The organism is Planctomycetia bacterium, assembly GCA_021413845.1.
Taxonomy (GTDB): Bacteria; Planctomycetota; Planctomycetia; order Pirellulales; family PNKZ01; genus PNKZ01.
This window is the reverse complement of record JAIOPP010000063.1, coordinates 1-19897: the sequence shown is the minus strand read 5'-3', so window position 1 is coordinate 19897 and position 19897 is coordinate 1. Positions and strand designations below refer to the sequence as shown.

The 19897-nt window shown below is 60.6% G+C and carries 17 protein-coding genes and 2 pseudogenes; 11 read left to right on the top strand and 8 right to left on the bottom strand.

The features are described 5' to 3' along the window. Positions 1-24: 24 nt before the first annotated feature. From K8U03_11530 to K8U03_11520, 3 genes and pseudogenes are all read right to left on the bottom strand, one after another. Positions 25-255, bottom strand: a complete 231-nt coding sequence (locus K8U03_11530) for a hypothetical protein (GenBank protein ID MCE9605515.1) — start codon at positions 253-255, stop codon at positions 25-27. Between the two features lie 11 nt (positions 256-266). Further along, positions 267-1351: pseudogene (locus tag K8U03_11525) on the bottom strand (integrase core domain-containing protein). 279 nt (positions 1352-1630) lie between these two features. Next, positions 1631-1957, bottom strand: coding sequence for a hypothetical protein (locus tag K8U03_11520; protein ID MCE9605514.1), 327 nt, complete (start codon positions 1955-1957; stop codon positions 1631-1633). A 452-nt stretch (positions 1958-2409) separates the two neighbouring features. Between K8U03_11520 and K8U03_11515 the strand changes: the two genes are divergently transcribed. Next, complete coding sequence (locus tag K8U03_11515) at positions 2410-3999, top strand: hypothetical protein (GenBank protein MCE9605513.1); 1590 nt, start codon at positions 2410-2412, stop codon at positions 3997-3999. A 30-nt stretch (positions 4000-4029) separates the two neighbouring features. Here K8U03_11515 and K8U03_11510 read toward each other — a convergent pair whose 3' ends face one another. From K8U03_11510 to K8U03_11495, 4 genes are all read right to left on the bottom strand, one after another. Beyond that, complete coding sequence (locus K8U03_11510; GenBank protein MCE9605512.1) at positions 4030-4215, bottom strand: hypothetical protein; 186 nt, start codon at positions 4213-4215, stop codon at positions 4030-4032. A 267-nt stretch (positions 4216-4482) separates the two neighbouring features. Then, positions 4483-5322, bottom strand: a complete 840-nt coding sequence (locus K8U03_11505) for a hypothetical protein (protein MCE9605511.1) — start codon at positions 5320-5322, stop codon at positions 4483-4485. A 26-nt stretch (positions 5323-5348) separates the two neighbouring features. Then, on the bottom strand, positions 5349-6260 hold the full coding sequence (locus K8U03_11500) for a methyltransferase domain-containing protein (GenBank protein ID MCE9605510.1): 912 nt from the start codon (positions 6258-6260) through the stop codon (positions 5349-5351). A 46-nt stretch (positions 6261-6306) separates the two neighbouring features. After that, positions 6307-6969: a YceI family protein gene (locus K8U03_11495; protein ID MCE9605509.1), complete on the bottom strand. Its 663-nt coding sequence runs from the start codon at positions 6967-6969 to the stop codon at positions 6307-6309. A gap of 302 nt (positions 6970-7271) precedes the next feature. On the opposite strand from K8U03_11495, the gene K8U03_11490 reads away from it, so the two are divergent. Next, entirely contained in the window at positions 7272-8540 is a 1269-nt protein-coding gene (locus K8U03_11490) for an FAD-dependent monooxygenase (protein MCE9605508.1), read from the top strand. On the opposite strand, the gene K8U03_11485 is transcribed toward K8U03_11490, so the two are convergent. Beyond that, on the bottom strand, positions 8493-9257 hold the full coding sequence (locus K8U03_11485; protein ID MCE9605507.1) for a methyltransferase domain-containing protein: 765 nt from the start codon (positions 9255-9257) through the stop codon (positions 8493-8495). The two genes, K8U03_11490 and K8U03_11485, sit on opposite strands and share 48 nt — an antisense overlap. A gap of 276 nt (positions 9258-9533) precedes the next feature. On the opposite strand from K8U03_11485, the gene K8U03_11480 reads away from it, so the two are divergent. The 9 genes and pseudogenes from K8U03_11480 to K8U03_11440 all read left to right on the top strand — a co-directional run bounded on the left by K8U03_11480 (position 9534) and on the right by K8U03_11440 (position 19758). Further along, a complete protein-coding gene (locus K8U03_11480) occupies positions 9534-10229 on the top strand; it encodes a VIT1/CCC1 transporter family protein (protein MCE9605506.1) in 696 nt (231 codons plus the stop codon). A gap of 35 nt (positions 10230-10264) precedes the next feature. After that, positions 10265-11023: an isoprenylcysteine carboxylmethyltransferase family protein gene (locus K8U03_11475; protein MCE9605505.1), complete on the top strand. Its 759-nt coding sequence runs from the start codon at positions 10265-10267 to the stop codon at positions 11021-11023. A gap of 232 nt (positions 11024-11255) precedes the next feature. Continuing rightward, positions 11256-13529 (top strand): MMPL family transporter, encoded by a 2274-nt coding sequence (locus K8U03_11470; protein MCE9605504.1) that lies wholly within the window; start codon positions 11256-11258, stop codon positions 13527-13529. Between the two features lie 217 nt (positions 13530-13746). Next, positions 13747-14202: a hypothetical protein gene (locus K8U03_11465; GenBank protein ID MCE9605503.1), complete on the top strand. Its 456-nt coding sequence runs from the start codon at positions 13747-13749 to the stop codon at positions 14200-14202. A 144-nt stretch (positions 14203-14346) separates the two neighbouring features. Beyond that, positions 14347-14676: a metalloregulator ArsR/SmtB family transcription factor gene (locus tag K8U03_11460; GenBank protein MCE9605502.1), complete on the top strand. Its 330-nt coding sequence runs from the start codon at positions 14347-14349 to the stop codon at positions 14674-14676. Positions 14677-14758: 82 nt separating this feature from the next. Then, the gene (gene arsD / locus K8U03_11455; protein MCE9605501.1) at positions 14759-15130 is read left to right on the top strand and encodes an arsenite efflux transporter metallochaperone ArsD; all 372 of its coding nucleotides are present in this window, start codon (positions 14759-14761) and stop codon (positions 15128-15130) included. A gap of 71 nt (positions 15131-15201) precedes the next feature. After that, positions 15202-16986, top strand: coding sequence for an arsenical pump-driving ATPase (gene arsA / locus K8U03_11450; GenBank protein ID MCE9605500.1), 1785 nt, complete (start codon positions 15202-15204; stop codon positions 16984-16986). Positions 16987-16996: 10 nt separating this feature from the next. Then, on the top strand, positions 16997-19393 hold the full coding sequence (cadA, locus tag K8U03_11445; GenBank protein ID MCE9605499.1) for a cadmium-translocating P-type ATPase: 2397 nt from the start codon (positions 16997-16999) through the stop codon (positions 19391-19393). 53 nt (positions 19394-19446) lie between these two features. After that, positions 19447-19758 (top strand): annotated as a pseudogene (locus K8U03_11440) (FAD-dependent oxidoreductase). Positions 19759-19897 lie beyond the last annotated feature (139 nt).

Genomic DNA, 19897 nt, shown 5'->3' with positions numbered 1-19897 from the left:
GTGACTTCGGTTTCCATCAGGACGCTATTCCGCGACGGCGAGCAGGTCGATCCGCCGGAGCGCTTCGGGATCGATCTTTTGGCGAAGCACATTCAACCACCGATGTTGAGCCGGCGAGAGTCGAATCGGTCTGTCCCCGTTGCTCTGGAGAGCGTCGGCTTTCAACCGGACCCGTTCCGCGTACAGCCGTTCGATCTCGCGTTGTCGATCACGGCCGACCCAGGCCGAAAATCGCCGTTGGAGCCGGCCGCTCATGAGGCTGCCTTTCAAGCCGCAGTGCGATAGTAATAGCGGAGCAGCCCGCCGAGCCGTTCCCGACATGCGATCTTACCGACGACGGCTCCCGCTTCAACGCCCGGTGCGATGAGCTGGTTGTCGAGCCCCTGGTGATTTCGCTCCGTATGATAGTGGGCCAGGAACTCGCGGACGGCGTTCCGCAGCGAGTGCTCGCCAAAAAAGATCATCCGGGACAGGCATTCTTCTTGATCGAGCGCATGAATCGCTCCAGATGCACGTTGAGATTCGGCGACCGCGGCGGCAGTCGCAAGCAGTCCACACCATCCTGCTCCAAGACGTTCACGAAGGATTCAGCGAACTTCGTATCGCGATCGAGCAGCAGGTATCGCTTGCCGTTTAAGAAGCCGTCCTGATAATCGGTCAAGTTCCTGGCCATCTGCGTCATCCACGGTCCGTCGGGACTGGGCGTGAGACCGGCGAACTGAACGCGGCGCGTGGCCAGTTCCAGGACAAACAACAGGTAATAGGTGACGAGGCCGCCCTTGGTCCAGACCTCGATCGTGGTGAAATCGATGGCGGCCAACGGCTCCCAGTGGGCCTGAAGAAACGTCTTCCAGGTGCTGTGGCGTTTTCGTTCCGGCGCCGGTTCGATGCCGTTCTGCCAGAGAATGTTGCCGACGGTCGTATCGGAAACGGCGTGACCAAGATTGGCGAGAGCGCCTTGGATGCGGTCGTAGCCCCAGGAGAGGTTCTCTTTCGCGAGAGTGAGCACGAGTTCCCGCAGTTCCGCGGTGATCGGCGGACGTCCGGGCTGGTTCTGTCGTTGCGCGGTGTAATCCCATTTCTCGGCGATGAGCTGCTGATGCCAACGCAGAATCGTATCGGGTGTGACCAACGTGCCGATTTCACCGAGGAGCTTACGCCCCAGCGCTTTTCCCGGGACCGCCAAGCGGCGTCGTTGGTCGTCCGTGAGCCGCAACCGTGTCTTCCCGTGCAGCTCTTTAAGGACTCGATTCTCAGTACGGAGGTATTCGATGAGCTGTTGCTGCTGCTCGGTCATCCAACCGGCCAGAATCGTGACGAGCAACTGCCACGGTTGGAACAGGCGGCTCATGCAGGCACCTCGACCCCAGGGTCATGGTCAGCCTCCCGTGCCGAAACGTCCTCCTGAATAGGCCGCAATTACTTGTAGCGGCCCGCTCGTAAGTGCCATTCTACTTGGTCTTTCCACGTCGGCCGAGTATTTTGACCTTACGGAATCTTTGGTTCGACGAGTCCGGCCGAACCGGAAAAAGCGATTCTTGGCCGAGCCATTCGCCTTGACTCAAACGAAATCATCGACCGTCTTGGATCGTGCGGCTAAGCTCGTCGAGCGTTCACCACTACGCGGTGGTCACGGCGTAGCGTTCAGTACGGATTGCACGTAGGCCAGCACGTCTTGCGATTGCGTAGTAGAGAGCCCGGCGCGGCCCGCCATGTCGGGCAGGATTGTGTTCGTCCAATCGGAGAGTGAATAGTTCGAGATAGTTTTCGCGGAGTGACAATGTGTGCAAGTGCTGGTGTAGATCGCGCGGCCCGAATCGACCGGCCTGAGATTCGAACCGGTCGTCGAACTCGCGGTCGTCGTCTTCGTGTTGTGATGACAGCCGCAGAGCAAAGCGATGACGATCGCGAGCCACCAGCGTCGAATTCGCGTCAGTGATTTGTGCGCTCGCAGCACGGCCGGTCTTCCTTAATCGCAGACAGGTGCCTTTGCATGACGCATCGTGCGTCGATGCCGCGAACTCGTGTCGTCGTAGCGTCGTTCGGACGTGTCGCTCGACTTCTCGCGGCATGTTTTGCGACGAAGTCATACGCAGCCTTGCGAGCGAGCGTCAACATCAGCTGAAGTTGCACGTTCTTGCGAGTTTCCTAGGGACATCGAGTCTCATCTGAGTGTTCGACAAGGCTTAAATTATTGCAATTGTTCGCGCGATCGATGTGCGATCGTGTCACACTTCCACGCCGTTTTCCGATGTCGGTTACGACTCCGAAAGTATTGCCCGACTGTCGTTGACCCGAGCTACGAGGTGACGGTATTTCACCGCTCACTTCTAGGCGATATTTCGCCTTCCCATCGCGTGCCCCCTCTCGCGGAAGTTCTTCCGCCCCTTGCGTTCGGAGTCGCCAACGATGTTGAGAACCCGCACCTTTGTCGCGCTCGCGATCGCCGCGTCGTTCGTGTTCGGCTCGACCGGCTTCGGCGACCCGCCGACTCCGTTGCCGAACGCCGAGTTCGCCGCACCTCCGCCGGCGACGGGTTCTCAAGGGACCGATGCCGGTAGCCCCACACCGCTTGCGCCGCTAGTCCTTCCGCCGCCGACCGCCGAACAAATTCCGACCGAGGTCGTACCGTCGAATCCGCGCGTCGGCGGCGACGGCGTGCTCGATGCCGAGTTGATCCGCCGCGGCGGCGTCGCCTTCGAGCAAAATTGCACGCAGTGCCACGATGCCGCAAAGTCGCTGGAGAAGGCCAAGCCTTTCCGTGAATGGATGTCGACCATTCAGCGGATGGCCGAGAAGTCCGATGCTTCGATACCGACCGACTCGTTCGAACCGATCGCCGCCTATCTTGCTTCCAAGCATCCGGTCCCAGCTAACGATCAGGCGGGGGCGGGACCGGCCGCCTGGCTGATGCCGATCCCCGGCGTGACGTTCAACGGAACCGTCTCGCCGACCTGGCGCGGCGGCAACGACTTTCTCCAAAACTCAGGCTTCTTCCCCGACGTTTGGATCGGTGTGAACGTCAACAACGGCTCACCGCTGACGGCGCATGCGACCGCCTGCATCAGTTGCCACGACGACGGCGGTACCGGCAACCGGATCGAGTTGGTCGATGCGGCGCTGCGGCTCGATCTGTTGCGGGCGCTGGGAATGGAACATCCGGCGATCCGGAACTCCGTCGAAGCGGGACGCTTCATCGTGCCGTTCGGTGCGTTTGCGGCGCAGAGCAATCCGGGCGTCTATCGAACCGTGAGCCGTCCGCTGATGTACAACATGGGTCAACGTGTCCGCGACGGCGACCTCGGCGATCCGGTGTTGCCGATGCCGTACTCCGACGAAGGAGCCGTCTACAGTCTCGGCCTACCCGTTACGCAAAGGACGAGGTTGAACCTCGACGGCTACGTCGTCAATGGGTTGCAGGGTACGGCCGGCGGCGTCGACTTCGATCTCAGTCGCGCCTACAACGCTTCGAACACGACTCCTTCGGTCGGTGGCCGGGCCACGTTCGGCAACGATGTCTTTAGGCTCGGCACGTCGGCGATCGGCGGCACGTTCTCACCGACCGGCGGCGCGGGGCCGGGGAATACGAAGATGGGCTATCACATCTTCGGCGTCGATGCGCAGTACCGGTATCGCGACCTCTTTCGCTTTCAGGCCGAATATGCCCGCCGCAATTCCGATCACTTACGCGGCGACCCCGCGATGCCGACCAACGCACCCGACGTGGTCGACGGCTTTTACGCGGAGTCGGAGGTGCTGCTGTTCGACTACTTGCGAACAAGCTTTCTCACTCGGTACGACTGGCAGCGCCATGCGGCGCCGACGGCCGCTGCCGCAGGAGAGCCGTTCACGGCGTTCGACGTGCATCGCTTCACCACAGGCTTCAACTTCACGCTCCGCGGCGGAAGTTTGTTGATGCTCAACTACGAGTACTGGCTGCTGCCGACCGGCTTCGACAACCTGAGCGTCTACGGAGTTCGCTGGGCGGCAACGTTCTAAGTGCCGCCCAGCGTTCCACCGAGCGATGCCTTACGCCGTAACGTTCAAGCGGCCGCTATGATTGTCGCCGTCGTGATCTGGATCGCTCGAGGCGGCCGGTTGCTTGGCCTGACTTGCAGTCGACGACGCGGCCGGCGAAGCTTGTTTGTTCGTCGCCGCTTGAATCTGTTGATTGACGACCGGAGTCGAACTTCCGACGCTGCTGATTGCCGACATGAGATGGGTCCGTTTCGAAGAAGGAGGAACCGAGGTAAGGAACTCTACCTTTAGGATCGGACATCCCGGAAAACGAAATCGAGAAACCGTCGAGCTGATCGACTCGCTAGGCTTACGACGATTAGGCGATGATGACTTAGGCGTCAGCTTTCAAGAAGCGCGCGTTATCGCACTCCCTCGAAAGATTCAGTCGTTGTTTCGAGCGACGATGATCCGCGGAAGTCCACGCGATGAGTGTGGGTCGATGTCGTTGAGATGCGGTGTCGATTAACCGACGGACGACGTTGCCGGAGATTCGATGCGTTTCGGGCGTTCGGCTTCCGGCGATGCCGTCGTGAACTCCAACACCAGCGGCGCTGCAACTGGAATCTTCCTACGACCGAGCGGTCCGAAAAAGAAGCCCGGATAACCGGGGACTCGGGTTTGATACTGCCGATATCGCTCGCCGACGTAATAGATCAGACGCAGGTCCTTAAGATGACTGCCGACGAAGATGTAGATCGTCCACAGCCCGGTGAGGACGGCGCGGTCGATCGTCATGTCGGGCGTGAACCAGAGCAGGCCCATGAAGCTGAGATAGACCGGATGCCGCAGCAGCAGATAAGCGCCGCGCGGTTTGAATTCGCGGCGGGGCAACGGACGCCGCCGCACCCAATGCCACCAAGGGGTGAAACCGGTTTGATAGCCGAAGCCGTTGAGGCTCAGGCTGTAAAGCAACAGGCCCCAAGTGGCGATGAACGTGGCTTGCATCGCCGTGCGCGCCGCGCCTTCTAACTGCCACACTGCCCAAGTGCCGACTTCCCATTGCGAGATCGCCAGCAAGAGCGTCGCACAGGTCGCGAAGCAGAAGAACAGGCCGTAGAAAGCGCCGGGAATGAATCGCTCCAACCGATCGCGTACGCCGTGCCACAAGAGCAGGCTATGTACCACGGCGAACTGCAAGCCTAGCAGCGCATCCCAAATCAGATTCGCGCCGCCGGGCCGGGGCGGACAACCTTCGAGAAAGCCGTAGAGATAGTACACGGTCACGACGAAGAACGCGTGAACCCCGACTCCAACCGAAATGCCCGCGATCCTGCGCGCATCCATGCGACGAACGTCATCCATGACTTACGATCGACTCCTGAGTTGATTCAAACGGACGGCTCGCCGCTCAGCGATCGCGCAAGCGACGAATGCACGCTGCGATCGTTGGGCTCATTCGTTTCGACGCGGACCGGCGCTCGAAACACGAAGCAGCCGTATTTCATCGCGCCACTCCGATAAGCCGACGAAATCGTTTCGAAGCTGTCGAGAAACTTCACCATGCCCGGAACGGCCCGAGCGACAACGCGAACGCGGCTTCGTTCGACTCGCCGCTGACAGATTTCCCAAGTCTTGACGATCCGGCTCGTCCAATCGTCGTAAGAGACGAAGTCGAGACCGGCTTCGTGCATCCAGCCTTGATAATCGTTCGGCGAGCCGAGCGAGGGGCACAGGAACCCTTCGCAGACTCGCCGCGTCTGCTCGGCTAGTTGAACGTCGAGAACGTCGTCGCCGGCGAGCCAAGCGCAGATGATCATCGTGCCGCCGGGCCGGAGCCATTTCGCCGCCCGACGGAAGAACGCCGGCTTGTCGAACAGGTGCTCGGTGCATTCGACGCTCCAGACCACGTCAAACGAGCTGGGTTCGAACTCGACCCGCTCGGCGTCATCGCAAAGAAACGTCGTTCGACCGGCTAGGCCGCGCATGCGCGATTCGAGCGTAGCTCCGAAGCGCTGCACGGGGCTGAGCGTGACTCCCGTCACCCGACAACCGGCGAGACGAGCCAACTCCATCGATGAGCCCCCCATACCGCAGCCGACGTCGAGCACCCGCATCCCCTCGCCGATGCCGGCCAGTTCGATCATCGTCGTCACGAGCCGCTGCTGCGCGACGCGCGGCCCTTCGTCGCCGTTCCAAAGTCCGTGATGGATATGTCGGCCCCAAAGCAGCCGATAGAACGGCGTCGCCCAATCGTAGTGGCTGCGAATCTCGGACTTCTTGACGTCGGGAAAGCTGATCATGCGGTGCGGGTCGTTTCGATGAGGCGGAAATCGGACTTGGAATCGACTATTGCGCGGCGATCGAAACGTCGCCCCAGATCTTCACTTCGTCGGCGACTCCGATCGCTCCGAAAGCTTTTGAAAACGGTGTCATCCCGAAGTCTCGTTGTTTCACGCTAAAGTGCCCACGAAGACGTATAAGGCCCGGTGCCGGCTCGGCGATCACGCGAATCGAAAGCGGTCGTGTGACGCCGTGAAGCGTGAAGTCGCCCGACAGTTCGAACCGGTCGGGATCGTTCGGTTGTTGCTTCGCCAACGGGAGCGAGGAACGAATAAGGTAAGTCGCCGTGGGAAACTTTGCGACGTCGAGGACCGCCGCACTGATCATGTTGGCCGTCGTTTGCTGTTGCGTCGATTCATCGGTCGTCCCTTTGACGCCGACGTACCCGCGCGAATCCGCCGTATCGCAGACGAACGATTTCAAATCGAACGTGAGTTCGCCGGCTTGTTGAGCGACGCCTAAGCGAATCGTTCCGGAAGCGACGCGACCTTCCACTCCGTGTTCGTGACCGAGACCTCGAGCGGCGACGAAGGCGTACGCCTTGCTGCGCTGCACGTCGACTTGGCCCGGCTGTAGCGCCGATTGCTGTGCGAAGCTGGACGCCGCCGAAAGAACGATCCCGGCCAATGCCGGTAACTGCCGAGCAACCAGGGAAACGAAACGATTCATATGAGCGGGCCTCCGTGCGAAAGGAAAACAGTTCGCTTTAGTATCCGGATTTCTCTGAGGCGAGTAACGCCGATCGCCTACTCCGTCGGTGTACCTTACTGCATTGTCACCGGTCGATCTCTCTTGCAAAGCGCAAACTCAATCGGCACGTTACTACGGCGGTCGAAGTGTGATCGATTATCAACAACGATGGAGTGCGTATTCGCACGCCGGCACCACCGAAGAGGGAGGAACCTGCCGACTTAAAGTAAAAATGATTACGCTGATGTTGCTTCGAACGAAATGTTTAGTCAGGCACTTTCATGCACTCTCATTGGGATGTCGTCGTCGTAGGAGCCGGACCGGCGGGAAGTGCGCTCGCCACGCTTTTGGCTCGTGATGGCCGACGTGTCGTGATTGTCGACACATCCCACTTCCCCCGTCGTAAAATGTGCGGCGAGCATTTGGCTTGCGGTGCGCAGCCGCTTTTGGATGCGATCGGCATTGGTGCCGAGGTGCGCGCGCTCGGGGTACCGATCAAAACGGTTTCCTTGTTCGCATCGCCAAAACATCGGCTCACGGTGCCCGCCGCCGCCGGTGACTCGCTATGCCCAACGGCGCTGAGCCGTTACCGATTCGATCAGCTGCTCGTCGAGCATGCGCAGAAGTCGGGAGCCGAGCTGCGCGTCGGTCGTCGGGTCCGTTCGGTGTTGATCGAGCGGGGCGTCGTGCAAGGAGTAGAAACGCGAGACCAAGCTCGGCAAATGTCGGTCGAAGTGTTTTGGGCGCCGATCATCATCGCGGCCGACGGTCGACAATCGGTCGTGGTGCGACATACGGGAACGGTCTCTAGATGGGGACCGACGCTGGTCGGTTTCAAACGCCACTTTCCGTTTCCCGTCGGCAATGAGGATTTTCGCACTGACGAGTTGGCGATGTTCGGCCTCCCCGGCGGCTATCTCGGCGTCGCGCCGGTTGAAGACGGGAGCCTGAACCTGTGCGGATTGCTCCCGCGTGAAGTGATGGCCGGCAAAACCGGCTCGCTAGACGCTGCGATCGATGACTGGTTGTCGACCTATCCGAGCCTGCTGCGGCTCATCTCCCGAACGTCGAACGCAGAGCCCTGGTCGACCATCGCCGACGTCAGAACGCAAACCGCCCGGCCGCGTCTACCCGGCGTGCTCTACATCGGCGATGCGTTCGGCACGATCGAACCGATGACAGGTCAAGGGATGACGATGGCCTTGGCCGGTGCGTTGCTCGCCCATCAAATCTTACGCCGATCCGATGGCGGAGAGCCGGCCGGAGAACTTGCCCAGCGACGATTCGAGATCGCTTGGGAATCGATGTTTCGCCGCTCGATTCGCCAAGCATCGGCCCTCGCGATGCTCTTGCGCCGACCGCGTCTGATGCAAGCGATCATGTTCGCCGATCGCTTACCCGGCGATCCGGCTACGAGGTTATTCGGTGGCATCTATCGCTCGGTGCCGGTCGCGCAATCTTGCTTCGAGCAACTCGCTCTCAAGTCGATACCCGTATCGGCCTCAGGGAGTCGCGACCCGGATCGCGGGGAAACGATCGTCGGCTACTAGTTCGCAAAGCTCGCTCGCCTGTGGACTCCATGAGAGCAAGAACCGGAACGGCCATATCTTGCGAATCGTCGCGTCGGGGATCTCCGCGACTTGCAGAAGTCGACGAACCTCCGGCAGCTTAAACGCTCCGGCCACCGACTGCGGCCCGTCGGCCAGAACGATCCGATTGCACGAGATAAGCCGCAACACGATCTGTGCAGCCGCGTACCCCCAATCGCTCCGGATCAGATCGTTCACCAAGACGAGTCGCCGGGCCGTGGCCGACATGATTCGCAGCAACTTCACGGCATGCTTCTCATCGAGATGATGTAGGAACAGCGAACACATTACGACGTCGAACCGCTTCGGCGGAAAGTTTTCAAAGATGTCGCAGACTTGGAAGTCGATGCCGTGGTTCGAGGACTCTCGCGCGTAGGCGATCGCCGTCTCGCTCATGTCGTAGCCGGTGAGATTCACGTTCGCTCCCGACCGCGCGGCTCGGCGCTGAAGGTCGAGTAGCACATCACCACCCCCGCAAGCGATGTCGAGCACTTCGAGCGGCCGTGAGTCGTTGCGTCGGGCAAGCGGTTCGATCGCCTTCCAAGCGATCGCGCCTGTGCCGCAGATCAGGTTGACTCGTTCCAGGCCTTTCAATGCACTGCGATGTACATCTTCCGGCACGCCCGGCTGATCGAGCAACTCGGGCTGAAGATTGCGTCGCGTGAGTCCGAAAAACAAATCGCTTCTCCGGGCAATGAGTCGACGCGAAGCGCGCCGGTCTGAGAGTCGAACTCGTTCCGACTCCCTCAACCAATCGTATCCGAGGGAGTGGTCCAGCGGCATCACACTAACGTTGTTGTCAGAATGGAAACCGCGAGTTAGGAAGATGAGATCGCTTCTCATATCGAGCTTCATGTCGACCCGAAAAGAACTCTTCCGACACCGAGTCGTTACGCAAGGATGCGCTAGGCCGGTTACATTGAAGCATCGTTTCATGCTAGTTAGGGGCGCATCATGCCGCAGTCACCGCATCTCGAAAAGCATTTCACCTCATCGGAGAGCGTCCGCGACATCGTCATCGGCATGTCCGACGGCCTGACCGTGCCGTTCGCTTTGGCGGCCGGACTTTCCGGGGCCGTCGCGTCGAGCGGAATCATCGTGACGGCGGGCTTGGCCGAGGTCGCAGCCGGTGCGATCGCGATGGGCCTCGGCGGCTACTTGGCCGCTCGAACCGACGCCGAACACTTCGTGACCGAACGCAAACGTGAGGAGCGTGAAACCGAAGAGATGCCCGAGCAAGAAGCGAAGGAAGTCGGCGATATTCTTCAGTCCTACGGCCTCGACGATCGCAGCGTCGCCACCGTCGTCGCTTCGATTTGTGCGGACAAGACCCGCTGGGTCGATTTCATGATGCGCTTCGAACTCGGCTTAGATGAACCGGACCCGAAGCGTGCCGGTCGGAGCGCCCTGACGATCGCCGTGTCGTACATCGCCGGGGGACTCGTGCCGCTGGCCCCATACTTCGTCTTCGCGTCGATTCATACGGCGCTACTCGGTTCGATCGTGGTGACGCTTTTGGCGTTGGCCGTGTTCGGCTACGTCAAAGGCCGGTTCACCACGTCGCGTCCTCTGCGCAGCGCCGGTCAGACCGTCCTCGTCGGCGGTCTGGCGGCGACCGCGGCGTTCATCATCGCCAAGGCGATCGGCTAGAGTTTTCGAATAGAGTCGAGGAAGAAACGCGGTGATTGATCCCGGAGAATATGAGAATCCCCAGGCATCTGAGTACGACTTACTCGGCTTTAGCTATCGCTGCGACCGGAGATGAATTTGGAATCGATCGAGCATTCGTCGCACAACTGATCGGGTTCACCGCCGACTCGCCCCGCAAGATATCGCATCACTTCTTAGACTATCCCTGCTCAAAAATGGTTAGTGCCAGCATTCGTCGGTTCTTCGCCCGAAACCGCGTAACGATCTCGATATTATTGTTTCTCACGTTAATCGTTGAGAATTTGCTCTTTGAGACGAAGCCCCGACATGGTTGGTTCTACGACGGAAGTTGGCAAGGATACTGCGGATTGCTACTGGTATTGCTCGGCGTCTGCGTTCGAAGTTGGGCGGCCGGCATTCTCCGTAAGGGTGCCGATCTGACGACCGTCGGACCCTACTCGCTCTGCCGAAACCCTCTCTATCTCGGCTCGTTTTCGGTCATGTTCGGTTTCTGCATGTTAATCGGACACGGATTCGACTTTTTGGTGGTCTGTGGTCCCATCGCGGCGATTTACATCGCTACCGTCTTAAACGAAGAACAACGGCTGGATGCAAAATACTCTTCGCGCTGGCGAGAGTACGCGCAGCGCACTCCGCGCTTCATTCCTTCGAGGATCTTCGCTTTCACTCCAGGGGACTGGTCTCTTGAACAATGGCTGAAAAGCCGTGAGTACCAAGCGTTGATATCGACAGTTCTGGGCTCGATCGTCCTTGAAGCCTGGCGGCTCCGATGATTAATACTCAAGATGCTTTGTGCGTAGACCCTCGAGCCGGTAGGTTGGAAATCAACGACCTGATCGCCATTTTCATAGAGGCGATGACAGTCAACGGAATAGGCTACGGACACGATCGTCCATCAATCTCGCTCAAAGTCCACATCAAGCACGGATCACTCGATCGAAGGCCGGTCTTGAATAATGGATTCGTCGGCTCGCTTATTCCATAAACGAGCGGTGGTACAAGAATATGACTTCGATCTACGCCCGCTGTTGTCGCATCACACTCGCGCTGATGGCGTTGTCGGCACCGGCGCTCATCTACGGCGCTTGGCAAACGTTGCAGGTGAACGCCAACTCGCCGATCGACTGGGTCTCATTCGACTTCCCGGCACGACAGGATTACGAACGATTCCGATCGTCGTTCGAAAGCGGCGATGTGATCGTGGTGAGTTGGCCGGGCTGTTCGATCGACGATGAGCGCCTGGACACGTTCGAGCGACGACTCGATTCTTCGCCAGACGCGCGCGACTCGAATGGGAATCCGTATTTCAGTAACGTGCTGACGACGACCGGTACGATTCGTGAGATGACGTCGCCTCCGTTGTCCCTATCGACCATGGAGGCGGCATCGCGATTGCGCGGCTCGCTGGTCGGTCAAGACGGCCGTTCGGCGTGCGGGATCGTCGTTTGTACGTCGGACGGCTTGCGCGACCGCGCGCAAGCCGTCGCACTCGTTCAACGGATTCTCGCCGACGACTGCAAAGTTCCAGTCGCCGACCAGCATTTGGCGGGCCCGATCATCGACGGCTTGTCGGTCGATCGTGCTTCCTTCGAATCGTTGAATCGTTTTGCCGGTCCTTCATCGCTCCTGATTCTCCTGCTGACGTGGCGGTGCTTGCGATCGTGGCGAACGGGGCTCGCCGTCTTCGTGATCGCGACGTATTGCCAGTTCGCTTCGTTGGCGGCTGTTCATTTTTGCGGCGAGGCGATGAACGCCGTCTTGATGGTGATGCCGCCGTTGGTTTTAGTCCTGGGGGTCTCCGGCGGCATCCATTTAGTCAACTACCTTTACGATGCGATCAACCATGAAGGGCGCGAGGGAGCGGCCGCCAGGGCCGTTCGGCTCGGATGGTTGCCATGCGCCCTCTCAAGCGGCACGACGGCTCTCGGTCTCGCGTCGCTATTGGTCAGCGACCTCAAGCCGATTCGCCAATTCGGTTTCTATGGCGCGCTGGGCGTCGTCGCGACTTTCGTGTTGTTGTTTCTGGTATTGCCGGGAGCCTTCGAGATTTGGCCCAAGTTCGCCGCATCGGCCCGCAATTCGGATCATGGCCCTTCACAGGTCGCTTGGCAGTCTTGGGTAGTCGGAGTGATTCGTCGACGATCGAAGTTGATCGTGGCGGTCAGCACGGCGCTGATGATCGTGACCGCCGTGGGTGCGACGAAAATTCGAACCTCGGTGCGAATTCAGACGTTGTTCGCTTCCGACAGTCGAATCTTGGAGGATTACCGCTGGATCGAAGAACGCGTGGTGCCCCTCGTTCCCATCGAGGTCTTGGTACACGTAGGCCATCAATGCCCGCTCTCGGTTTATGAGCGACTGGAACTGGTGCGCCAAGTCGAAGCTCGACTGGCACATTTGCCTGAAGTGCAAGGGACGCTCTCCGCCACCGACTTTACACCGAGCGTGGCCGAGTCGGGTGGCGCGCGGCAGTCCGTAACGAAGACGATCGTGCGGCGCAAGCTCGAGCAGAACCTAGATCGGTTCGTCGAACTCGGCTATCTCGCTAAGGACCCCAACGCCCAACATTGGCGCGTCACGGCTCGAGTCAGCTCGATCGACGATATCGATTACGGACTCTTTCTCGCCGAGGTTCGGGCCGCCGTCGAACCGCTCGTCGACGATTATCGACAGAAAGGGGTCGATCACATTTCGGTGACCTACACCGGTGTGATGCCGCTCGTCCATGAGATCCAACGGGGGCTCGTCCACGATCTATTCAATAGTTTTCTTTCGGCCATGGTCGTGATCACGCTGACGATGATCGCCGTCGAGCGCGAAATCGTCGCCGGCCTCGTTTCGATGGTTCCGAACTTCTTCCCGATCGTACTGCTGTTCGGCGCGATGGGTTGGCTCGGACGACCGATGGACATCGGCTCCGTCATGACGGCCAGCATCGCGCTCGGTATGGCGATCGATGGAACGTTGCACTATCTCACGTTCTATCGCCGCGAGATCGAGCGCACGGATTCTCCGCCCGTCGCCGTCGAAGCCGCCTTCACGCATTGCGCCGCCGCGATGGTGGAAAGCACCGTCGTTTGCGGCTTCGGCCTAATGCCGTTTGCGCTCAGTGCCTTTCTTCCAACCGGTCGCTTCGCATGGATGATCTTGGGATTGCTTTGGGCCGCATTGGCGGGAGGCCTGATCGTACTCCCGGCCTTGTTGCTCGGGCACTGCGGTCGGTTCTTTCGCCGAAAGAAGTCCTCGGTTTTCGATTCGTCGAAGTCGTCGAAATCCTGATTAAATCGTCTCGAATCAGATCGACAGAGATGGTGCCGCACTACGGCTTTGCCGCACGGATCTCCCCGGCACTGCTAGTCTTAACGCCGGTGCGCTGGTCCACTGCGCTAGTCCAACGATCTTCGTGCCGTCGGTTTTGGGCCGTAACCCGGCTCAAACACCGAGTTTAAGCTAACGTTTCAGGAAGACGAAGCACCGCGTTTCCTGGGAACTGCTTATGCCTCGGCCGAAGACGATTACGCAGATTCCTCTGCCCAAGGCCTGGTCAACTCAGGTTAAATCAGCCGTCCTGCACGTGATCGCCTTGGCTCAGTATGCTTTGATCTCTAGCCACAGTTGGGCGGCCGACAGCAGCAACCAGCGGGTACGGCTCCGGGCCGAGTGCGATCGCCTCGAACAGGAAGTTTCCTGGCTACGCGAAGAGATCCGGATCAAGGATCTCCGCATGACGCAGATCGAGCCGCCGCGAAGGCCTCACTATCGACCCACCGCGAGAATGGCGATTCTCGAATTACGCCCGGCCCGTTGCTGGTCGCTGGAGCAGACGGCCCGGACGTTTCTGCTGACAGCGGAAACGCACGACACTTCTACCGTACGTGCGAGCGATTTCGCTCAATCGTGTGCCGAGATCGCTCTGTGCGATCCTCCGACGGGAGCTGGGCCGATATCTTAGGCGACTACCGCCCCCGAAATCGCGATTTCGAGGTTGCGGCCCACAAGATGCAATTCCCCTGTAGCTCGTCCACTTGACTCACTACTACCTGCCGATATCGTTAATCGTAGATAGACGATTAATTTGTGGTGGAACGGAGCGATGATGATCACGCGAAAAGTAAAGGTAAAAGGCTGCGACGACGGAGGCGTGACGCTGCCGGACGATGAATCGGCAGAGCGGCTAGCCGAGTTGGCTTGGGCCGTGGCCCATCCGGCTCGGGTACGAATCGTACGGCTCTTGATCAGCCGCAAGGCGTGCGTCTGCGGTGAGATCGTCGATCGGCTGCCGCTCGCTCAGTCGACCGTCTCGCAGCATCTCAAGATTCTCAAGGAGTCCGGATTGATCCAAGGAGAAGTCGACGGGCCTAAGGTCTGCTACTGCATCCATCCGACGAAGCTCAAAGAACTCAAGAAGTTGATCGCGAGCTTGTAGCGCTTGGCTCGACCTTCAAGCGAGGCGATCGACTTTCGCCTTCGCCGTTCTTCCGAAACATATCGATCGACAGGAGAAGTCCATGAAAACGATTCAAATCTACGACAAGCCGATGTGCTGCTCGACCGGTGTTTGCGGAGCGGACATCGATCCCGTGTTGCCGCGCTTCGCCGCCGATCTCGCGTGGCTCGCGTCGCAGGGGTATCAAGTCGAGCGCTATAACTTGGCTCAACAGCCTACGGCGTTCGTCGCGAATCCGATCATCCACAATCTGCTGTCGACCCAGGGAACGAACTTCCTGCCGGCGATCGTCGTCGAGGGCCGCCTCGTCAGTCAGAACGGATACCCGACGCGAGACACGTTGATGGCGTGGCTGGAGCCCGTTCACCCTCCCGTCGCAATCCAAGTCATCGACAAGCCGGGCGGTTGCTGCAGCGGAGCGAAGAGTTGCTGAATCGATTCAGAAACGGATCGTCGAGAACTCGTTCACCGATGGATTCGATCTACTTACAAGGATGAGCCGTCATGAAGTTCCTAGACACCCCGACGCGTAACTTATTCTTCACCGGCAAAGGGGGTGTCGGCAAAACTTCAATGGCTTGTGCCGTCGCCGTAGCCTTGGCCGATCGGGGCAAGCGAGTGCTCCTGGTGAGTACGGATCCCGCCTCGAACTTAGGGCAAGTCTTCGGCGTGGAGATCGGCGAAGAAGAACCGACGGCAATCGTCGCCGTGCCGGGACTCTTCGCGCTCAATATCAATCCGGAGGCCGCGGCGCAAGCGTATCGGGATCGGATCGTCGGGCCGGTGCGCAACGCCTTGCCGCCGGATGTCGTCAAGGGAATGGAAGAGCAACTCTCCGGAGCCTGCACCACCGAGATCGCTGCGTTCGACGAGTTCACGGAGTTGCTGACGGGCGGCATGCTGACCGCCGGCTTCGAGCACGTGATCTTCGACACGGCGCCGACCGGACACACGTTGCGACTTCTGCAACTGCCGACGGCGTGGTCGAGCTTTCTCGAAGACAATCAAAGCGGAGCGTCCTGCTTGGGGCCGCTCTCGGGCTTGGCGAAGCAGCGTGAACGCTACTCTCAGGCGGTGGCCGAGTTAGCGAGCGCCGAGCACACCTCCTTCGTTCTGGTCACTCGCCCCCAACTTGGCGCGTTGAAGGAAGCCGAACGAACGAGCGGTGAGCTGGCTTCGCTGGGGATTAAGAACCAGCGCCTGATCGTCAACGGCGTGATGCCCGATGCCGCGAGCGACGATCCCTTAGCGAAGGCCATGGTCGCCCGCGAGCAAAACGCGCTCGCTCATACCTCCACGCTCTTAGCCGCCCTTCCCACGGAACGAATCGCACTCCAGCCGCGCAATCTCGTCGGCGTCGATGCGCTTCGCTCGCTGTTGGCGCCCGCAACTTTGGTTGATCAGCCGGCCGTCGATCGAACGGAGCAGACCGGCCCGGCGTTGCCGCCGCTTTCTCAGTTGATCGACGAGATCGAGCGCGACGAACACGGGTTGATTATGGTCTTGGGGAAGGGAGGTGTCGGAAAGACGACGATCGCCGCCGCCATCGCCGTCGGGCTTGCCGCCCGCGGTCATGCGGTGCATCTCACGACGACCGATCCGGCGGCGCATCTCGCGATGACCGTCGAATCGAACGTGGCCGGCCTCGAAGTGAGTCGTATCGATCCGCATGTCGAAAGCGAGAACTATCGGCAGCGCGTGCTGGAAACCAAGGGTAAAGACCTCGATGCCGCCGGCAAAGCGGTGCTCGAGGAAGACCTGCGATCTCCCTGCACCGAAGAGATCGCCGTGTTTCAGGCGTTCTCTCGTGTGATGCACGAGTCTCGGAAGAAGTTCGTCGTGGTCGACACGGCGCCGACCGGCCACACCCTGCTGTTGTTGGACGCAACCGGGGCGTATCACCGGGACGTGGTTCGCAACTTGGCCCCCGGCGTCCACGCGCGCACTCCGATGATGCAGCTCCAAGATCCCCAGCAGACCAAGATGCTGATCGTCACGCTTCCGGAGACGACGCCGGTCTTGGAAGCGGAATCGCTTGAGGCCGACCTGCGGCGCGCGGGAATCGAGCCTTGGGCTTGGGTGATCAATTCGTCGCTGGCCGCCGCTAAGCCGCGCGATGCACTGTTAGCGACGCGAGCGGCCGAAGAGCGTACACATATCGAGCGCGTCCGCAGTTCGGTCCAGCGCGTGGCGCTCGTCCCCTGGCAGATCATTCCGCCGACGGGATACGAAGCGCTCAAGGTGTTGGCTTCGACTTACCCCGCGGCTCCCGTCCCGATCGAGGTTTAGAGCACTCACGATGACCGAAAAGACTCGCATCGAACTGCGTTTAGTGCTACCTGATCTCCCGGACGAACGGGACGCGTGCGTGGCCCGACTCGAATCACGGCTCGGCCGGCAGCGCGGCATCACGCGCGGCCATGTCGTCTACGACGACGGTCGTCCGGCGAGTTTGTGTCTGCACTACGATCCGGACGTGCTCAGCTTAGCGGAAGTCGAGCGGGTTGCCCGATCCGCCGGCGCGGAGATCCACGATCGTTACGGCCACGCGCTGCTCGAGCTTCGCGCCGTCGGGGCGGAAGATGCCGCGGCACGAATCGAAGCCGCCTTCCGAACGATGCCCGGCGTGGTCGGCGTCTCGGCGAGCATACCGGCGCAGCGCATGCGCGTTGAGTTCGAGCGCTCGCACACTTCGGTCACTCAGTTGCAAGCTGCCCTTCAAGACCTAGGCTACGCGAGCCGCAGGCCGCGCGAGCCGGAACACGATCACGACGGCGACGGCGAACACGACGGCTGGATCGGTCGCAACCGAGAATTCGTGATGAGCTTGGCGACCGGCCTGCTGCTCGCCGCGGCTTGGATCGGTGAGAACCGATTCGGAATTCCTCACCGCATCGCGATCGGACTCTACCTCGCCGCCTACCTGGCGGGCGGTTTCGATCTACTCCGACATCTATTCGGAGGACTGCTCAAAGGGAGCTTTCGTTTCGACATCGACCTGCTGATGCTGCTCGCCGCGGTCGGGGCGGCGGTCATGGGAGAGTGGGTGGAAGGTGCGTTTCTGCTGTTTTTGTTCTCCTTGGCGCATGCGTTGGAGCACTACGCCCTAGGACGAGCCCGAAACGCGATTCGCGCGCTTTCGGATCTCGCGCCGGCGAAGGCGATCGTGCAACGAGACGGAGTCGAGCAGGAAGTTCTCGTTGAGACGGTGCGCGTCGGCGAGACGGTGATCGTCCACCCGGCTCAGCGGATCCCGGTCGATGGAACGGTCCGCGCCGGCCATTCGGCCGTCGACCAAGCGCCGATCACCGGTGAATCGGTGCCGGTCGAGAAAACGGTCGGCGACGAAGTGTTCGCCGGAACCGTGAACGGCACCGGTGCGCTTGAAGTTACGACCAGTCGCGCCGCCGGCGATCGGACCTTGGATCGAGTCGTCCGCATGGTCGAGGAGGCACAAACGCAGAAAGCGCCGACGCAACGCTTCACCGACAAGTTCGAGCGCATTTTCGTTCCCGGAGTGTTGATTGCGGATGTGCTGCTGATCTTCGTTCCTCCGCTGCTGGGGATTTGGAGCTGGGACGTTTCCTTCTATCGTGGGATGGCGCTCTTGGTGGCGGCGTCGCCGTGTGCGTTGGCGCTGGGAACTCCGTCGACGGTGCTGGCGGGTATCGCGCAAGCGGCGCGCAAAGGAGTGCTGATCAAAGGAGGGGCGCATCTCGAAGCGCTCGGCAGTGCCCGCGCGATCGCGTTCGATAAGACCGGCACGCTGACGGCCGGTAAGCCACAAGTGACCGATCTGCTGCCGATGCCCGGCGTCTCGGAAGCGGAGCTGCTGCGGATCACGGCGGCGGTCGAGCGGCGGTCGCAACATCCGTTGGCCGCGGCAATCGTGCGGCGAGCCGAGGCGGATCGCATCGAACTGCCGGAGACGTCCGACGTCGAAAGCGTGACGGCGCGCGGCGTCCGGTCGACGGTCGAGGAGCAGGTCGTCGAGATCGGCAGCCTGCGGTTGTTCGAAGGAGAACCGGCGGCAGTGCCCGAGGTACTGAGCAAGATGGTGGCAGATCTTCAACAGCGAGGTCGGAGCGTGATGGTCGTCCGTCATGGCGGACGCTGGCTCGGGGCCATCGGGCTCGCCGATGCTCCGCGGCCTCACGTTCGGCGCACGCTCAACCGGCTGCGCGAGCTGGGGATCGAAACGCTGATCATGTTGACCGGCGACAACAAGGGAGTCGCCGAAGCGATCGGTCGGGAAGTGGGCATCGACCAAATTCGGGCCGGCCTGCTCCCGGAAGATAAGGTCGCGGCGATTCGCGAACTCCTGCAGACTCACGACCAAGTCGTGATGGTCGGCGACGGCGTGAACGATGCCCCGGCGTTGGCGAACGCGACCGTCGGCATCGCGATGGGCGGTGCGGGGACGGCCGCGGCGCTCGAAACCGCGGACGTCGCGCTCATGGGAGATGATGTCGGGAAACTCCCGTTTGCCATCGGCCTGTCACGACGCGCGCGACGGATCATCGCCGAGAATTTGGTGATCGCCCTGGGAACGATCGTCGTGTTGAGCGCCGCCACCACGCTCGGATTCGCGCGCATCGGCCCGGCCGTCATGTTTCACGAAGGAAGCACGTTGGTCGTCATCTTAAACTCGCTGCGGCTTCTGGCGTACCGGCAGGATCTCGGCGAATCGGGCTGAGCCCGACGCTGAGTAGAGAGCAACGGCGGTTCGTTACTAAAGGAATCTTGATCTTGAAGCTGCTCATCGTCGGTGGGGTGGCGGGCGGAGCTTCGGCGGCGGCGCGTGCTCGAAGGCTCTCGGAAGATGCTGAGATCATCTTGTTCGAGCGCGGGCCGGATGTGTCGTTTGCCAATTGTGGTTTGCCGTATTACATCGGCGGCGAGATCGCGGACCGAGACAAACTCCTCGTCGCCAAGCCTCAACTGCTGCGGACCCGCTTTCGACTCGATGTCCGAACGCTATCGTCGGTCGGAGCGATCGATCGGTCGGCGAAAACGGTCCGTGTTCGCGATCTCGCGTCGGGCCGAGAGTACGACGAATCGTGACCTGCCCCCCTTAAACGAGTCCGGTCGTCAGTCGTAGACTGACGACCATCACTTGAAAAAGGGAGGGGATCATGGGCACGAAGCGTTTGCAGGTCGAGCAGATCATTCAGAAGTTACGGGAAGCGGAATTGGAGAT

Coding starts and splice junctions, on each gene's coding strand:
- K8U03_11530 (MCE9605515.1), bottom strand. CDS start 255: ATGAGCGGCCGGCTCCAACGGCGATTTTCGGCCTGGGTCGGCCGTGAT.
- K8U03_11515 (MCE9605513.1), top strand. CDS start 2,410: ATGTTGAGAACCCGCACCTTTGTCGCGCTCGCGATCGCCGCGTCGTTC.
- K8U03_11510 (MCE9605512.1), bottom strand. CDS start 4,215: ATGTCGGCAATCAGCAGCGTCGGAAGTTCGACTCCGGTCGTCAATCAA.
- K8U03_11505 (MCE9605511.1), bottom strand. CDS start 5,322: ATGGATGACGTTCGTCGCATGGATGCGCGCAGGATCGCGGGCATTTCG.
- K8U03_11500 (MCE9605510.1), bottom strand. CDS start 6,260: ATGATCAGCTTTCCCGACGTCAAGAAGTCCGAGATTCGCAGCCACTAC.
- K8U03_11495 (MCE9605509.1), bottom strand. CDS start 6,969: ATGAATCGTTTCGTTTCCCTGGTTGCTCGGCAGTTACCGGCATTGGCC.
- K8U03_11490 (MCE9605508.1), top strand. CDS start 7,272: ATGCACTCTCATTGGGATGTCGTCGTCGTAGGAGCCGGACCGGCGGGA.
- K8U03_11480 (MCE9605506.1), top strand. CDS start 9,534: ATGCCGCAGTCACCGCATCTCGAAAAGCATTTCACCTCATCGGAGAGC.
- K8U03_11470 (MCE9605504.1), top strand. CDS start 11,256: ATGACTTCGATCTACGCCCGCTGTTGTCGCATCACACTCGCGCTGATG.
- K8U03_11465 (MCE9605503.1), top strand. CDS start 13,747: ATGCCTCGGCCGAAGACGATTACGCAGATTCCTCTGCCCAAGGCCTGG.
- K8U03_11460 (MCE9605502.1), top strand. CDS start 14,347: ATGATCACGCGAAAAGTAAAGGTAAAAGGCTGCGACGACGGAGGCGTG.
- arsD (MCE9605501.1), top strand. CDS start 14,759: ATGAAAACGATTCAAATCTACGACAAGCCGATGTGCTGCTCGACCGGT.
- arsA (MCE9605500.1), top strand. CDS start 15,202: ATGAAGTTCCTAGACACCCCGACGCGTAACTTATTCTTCACCGGCAAA.
- cadA (MCE9605499.1), top strand. CDS start 16,997: ATGACCGAAAAGACTCGCATCGAACTGCGTTTAGTGCTACCTGATCTC.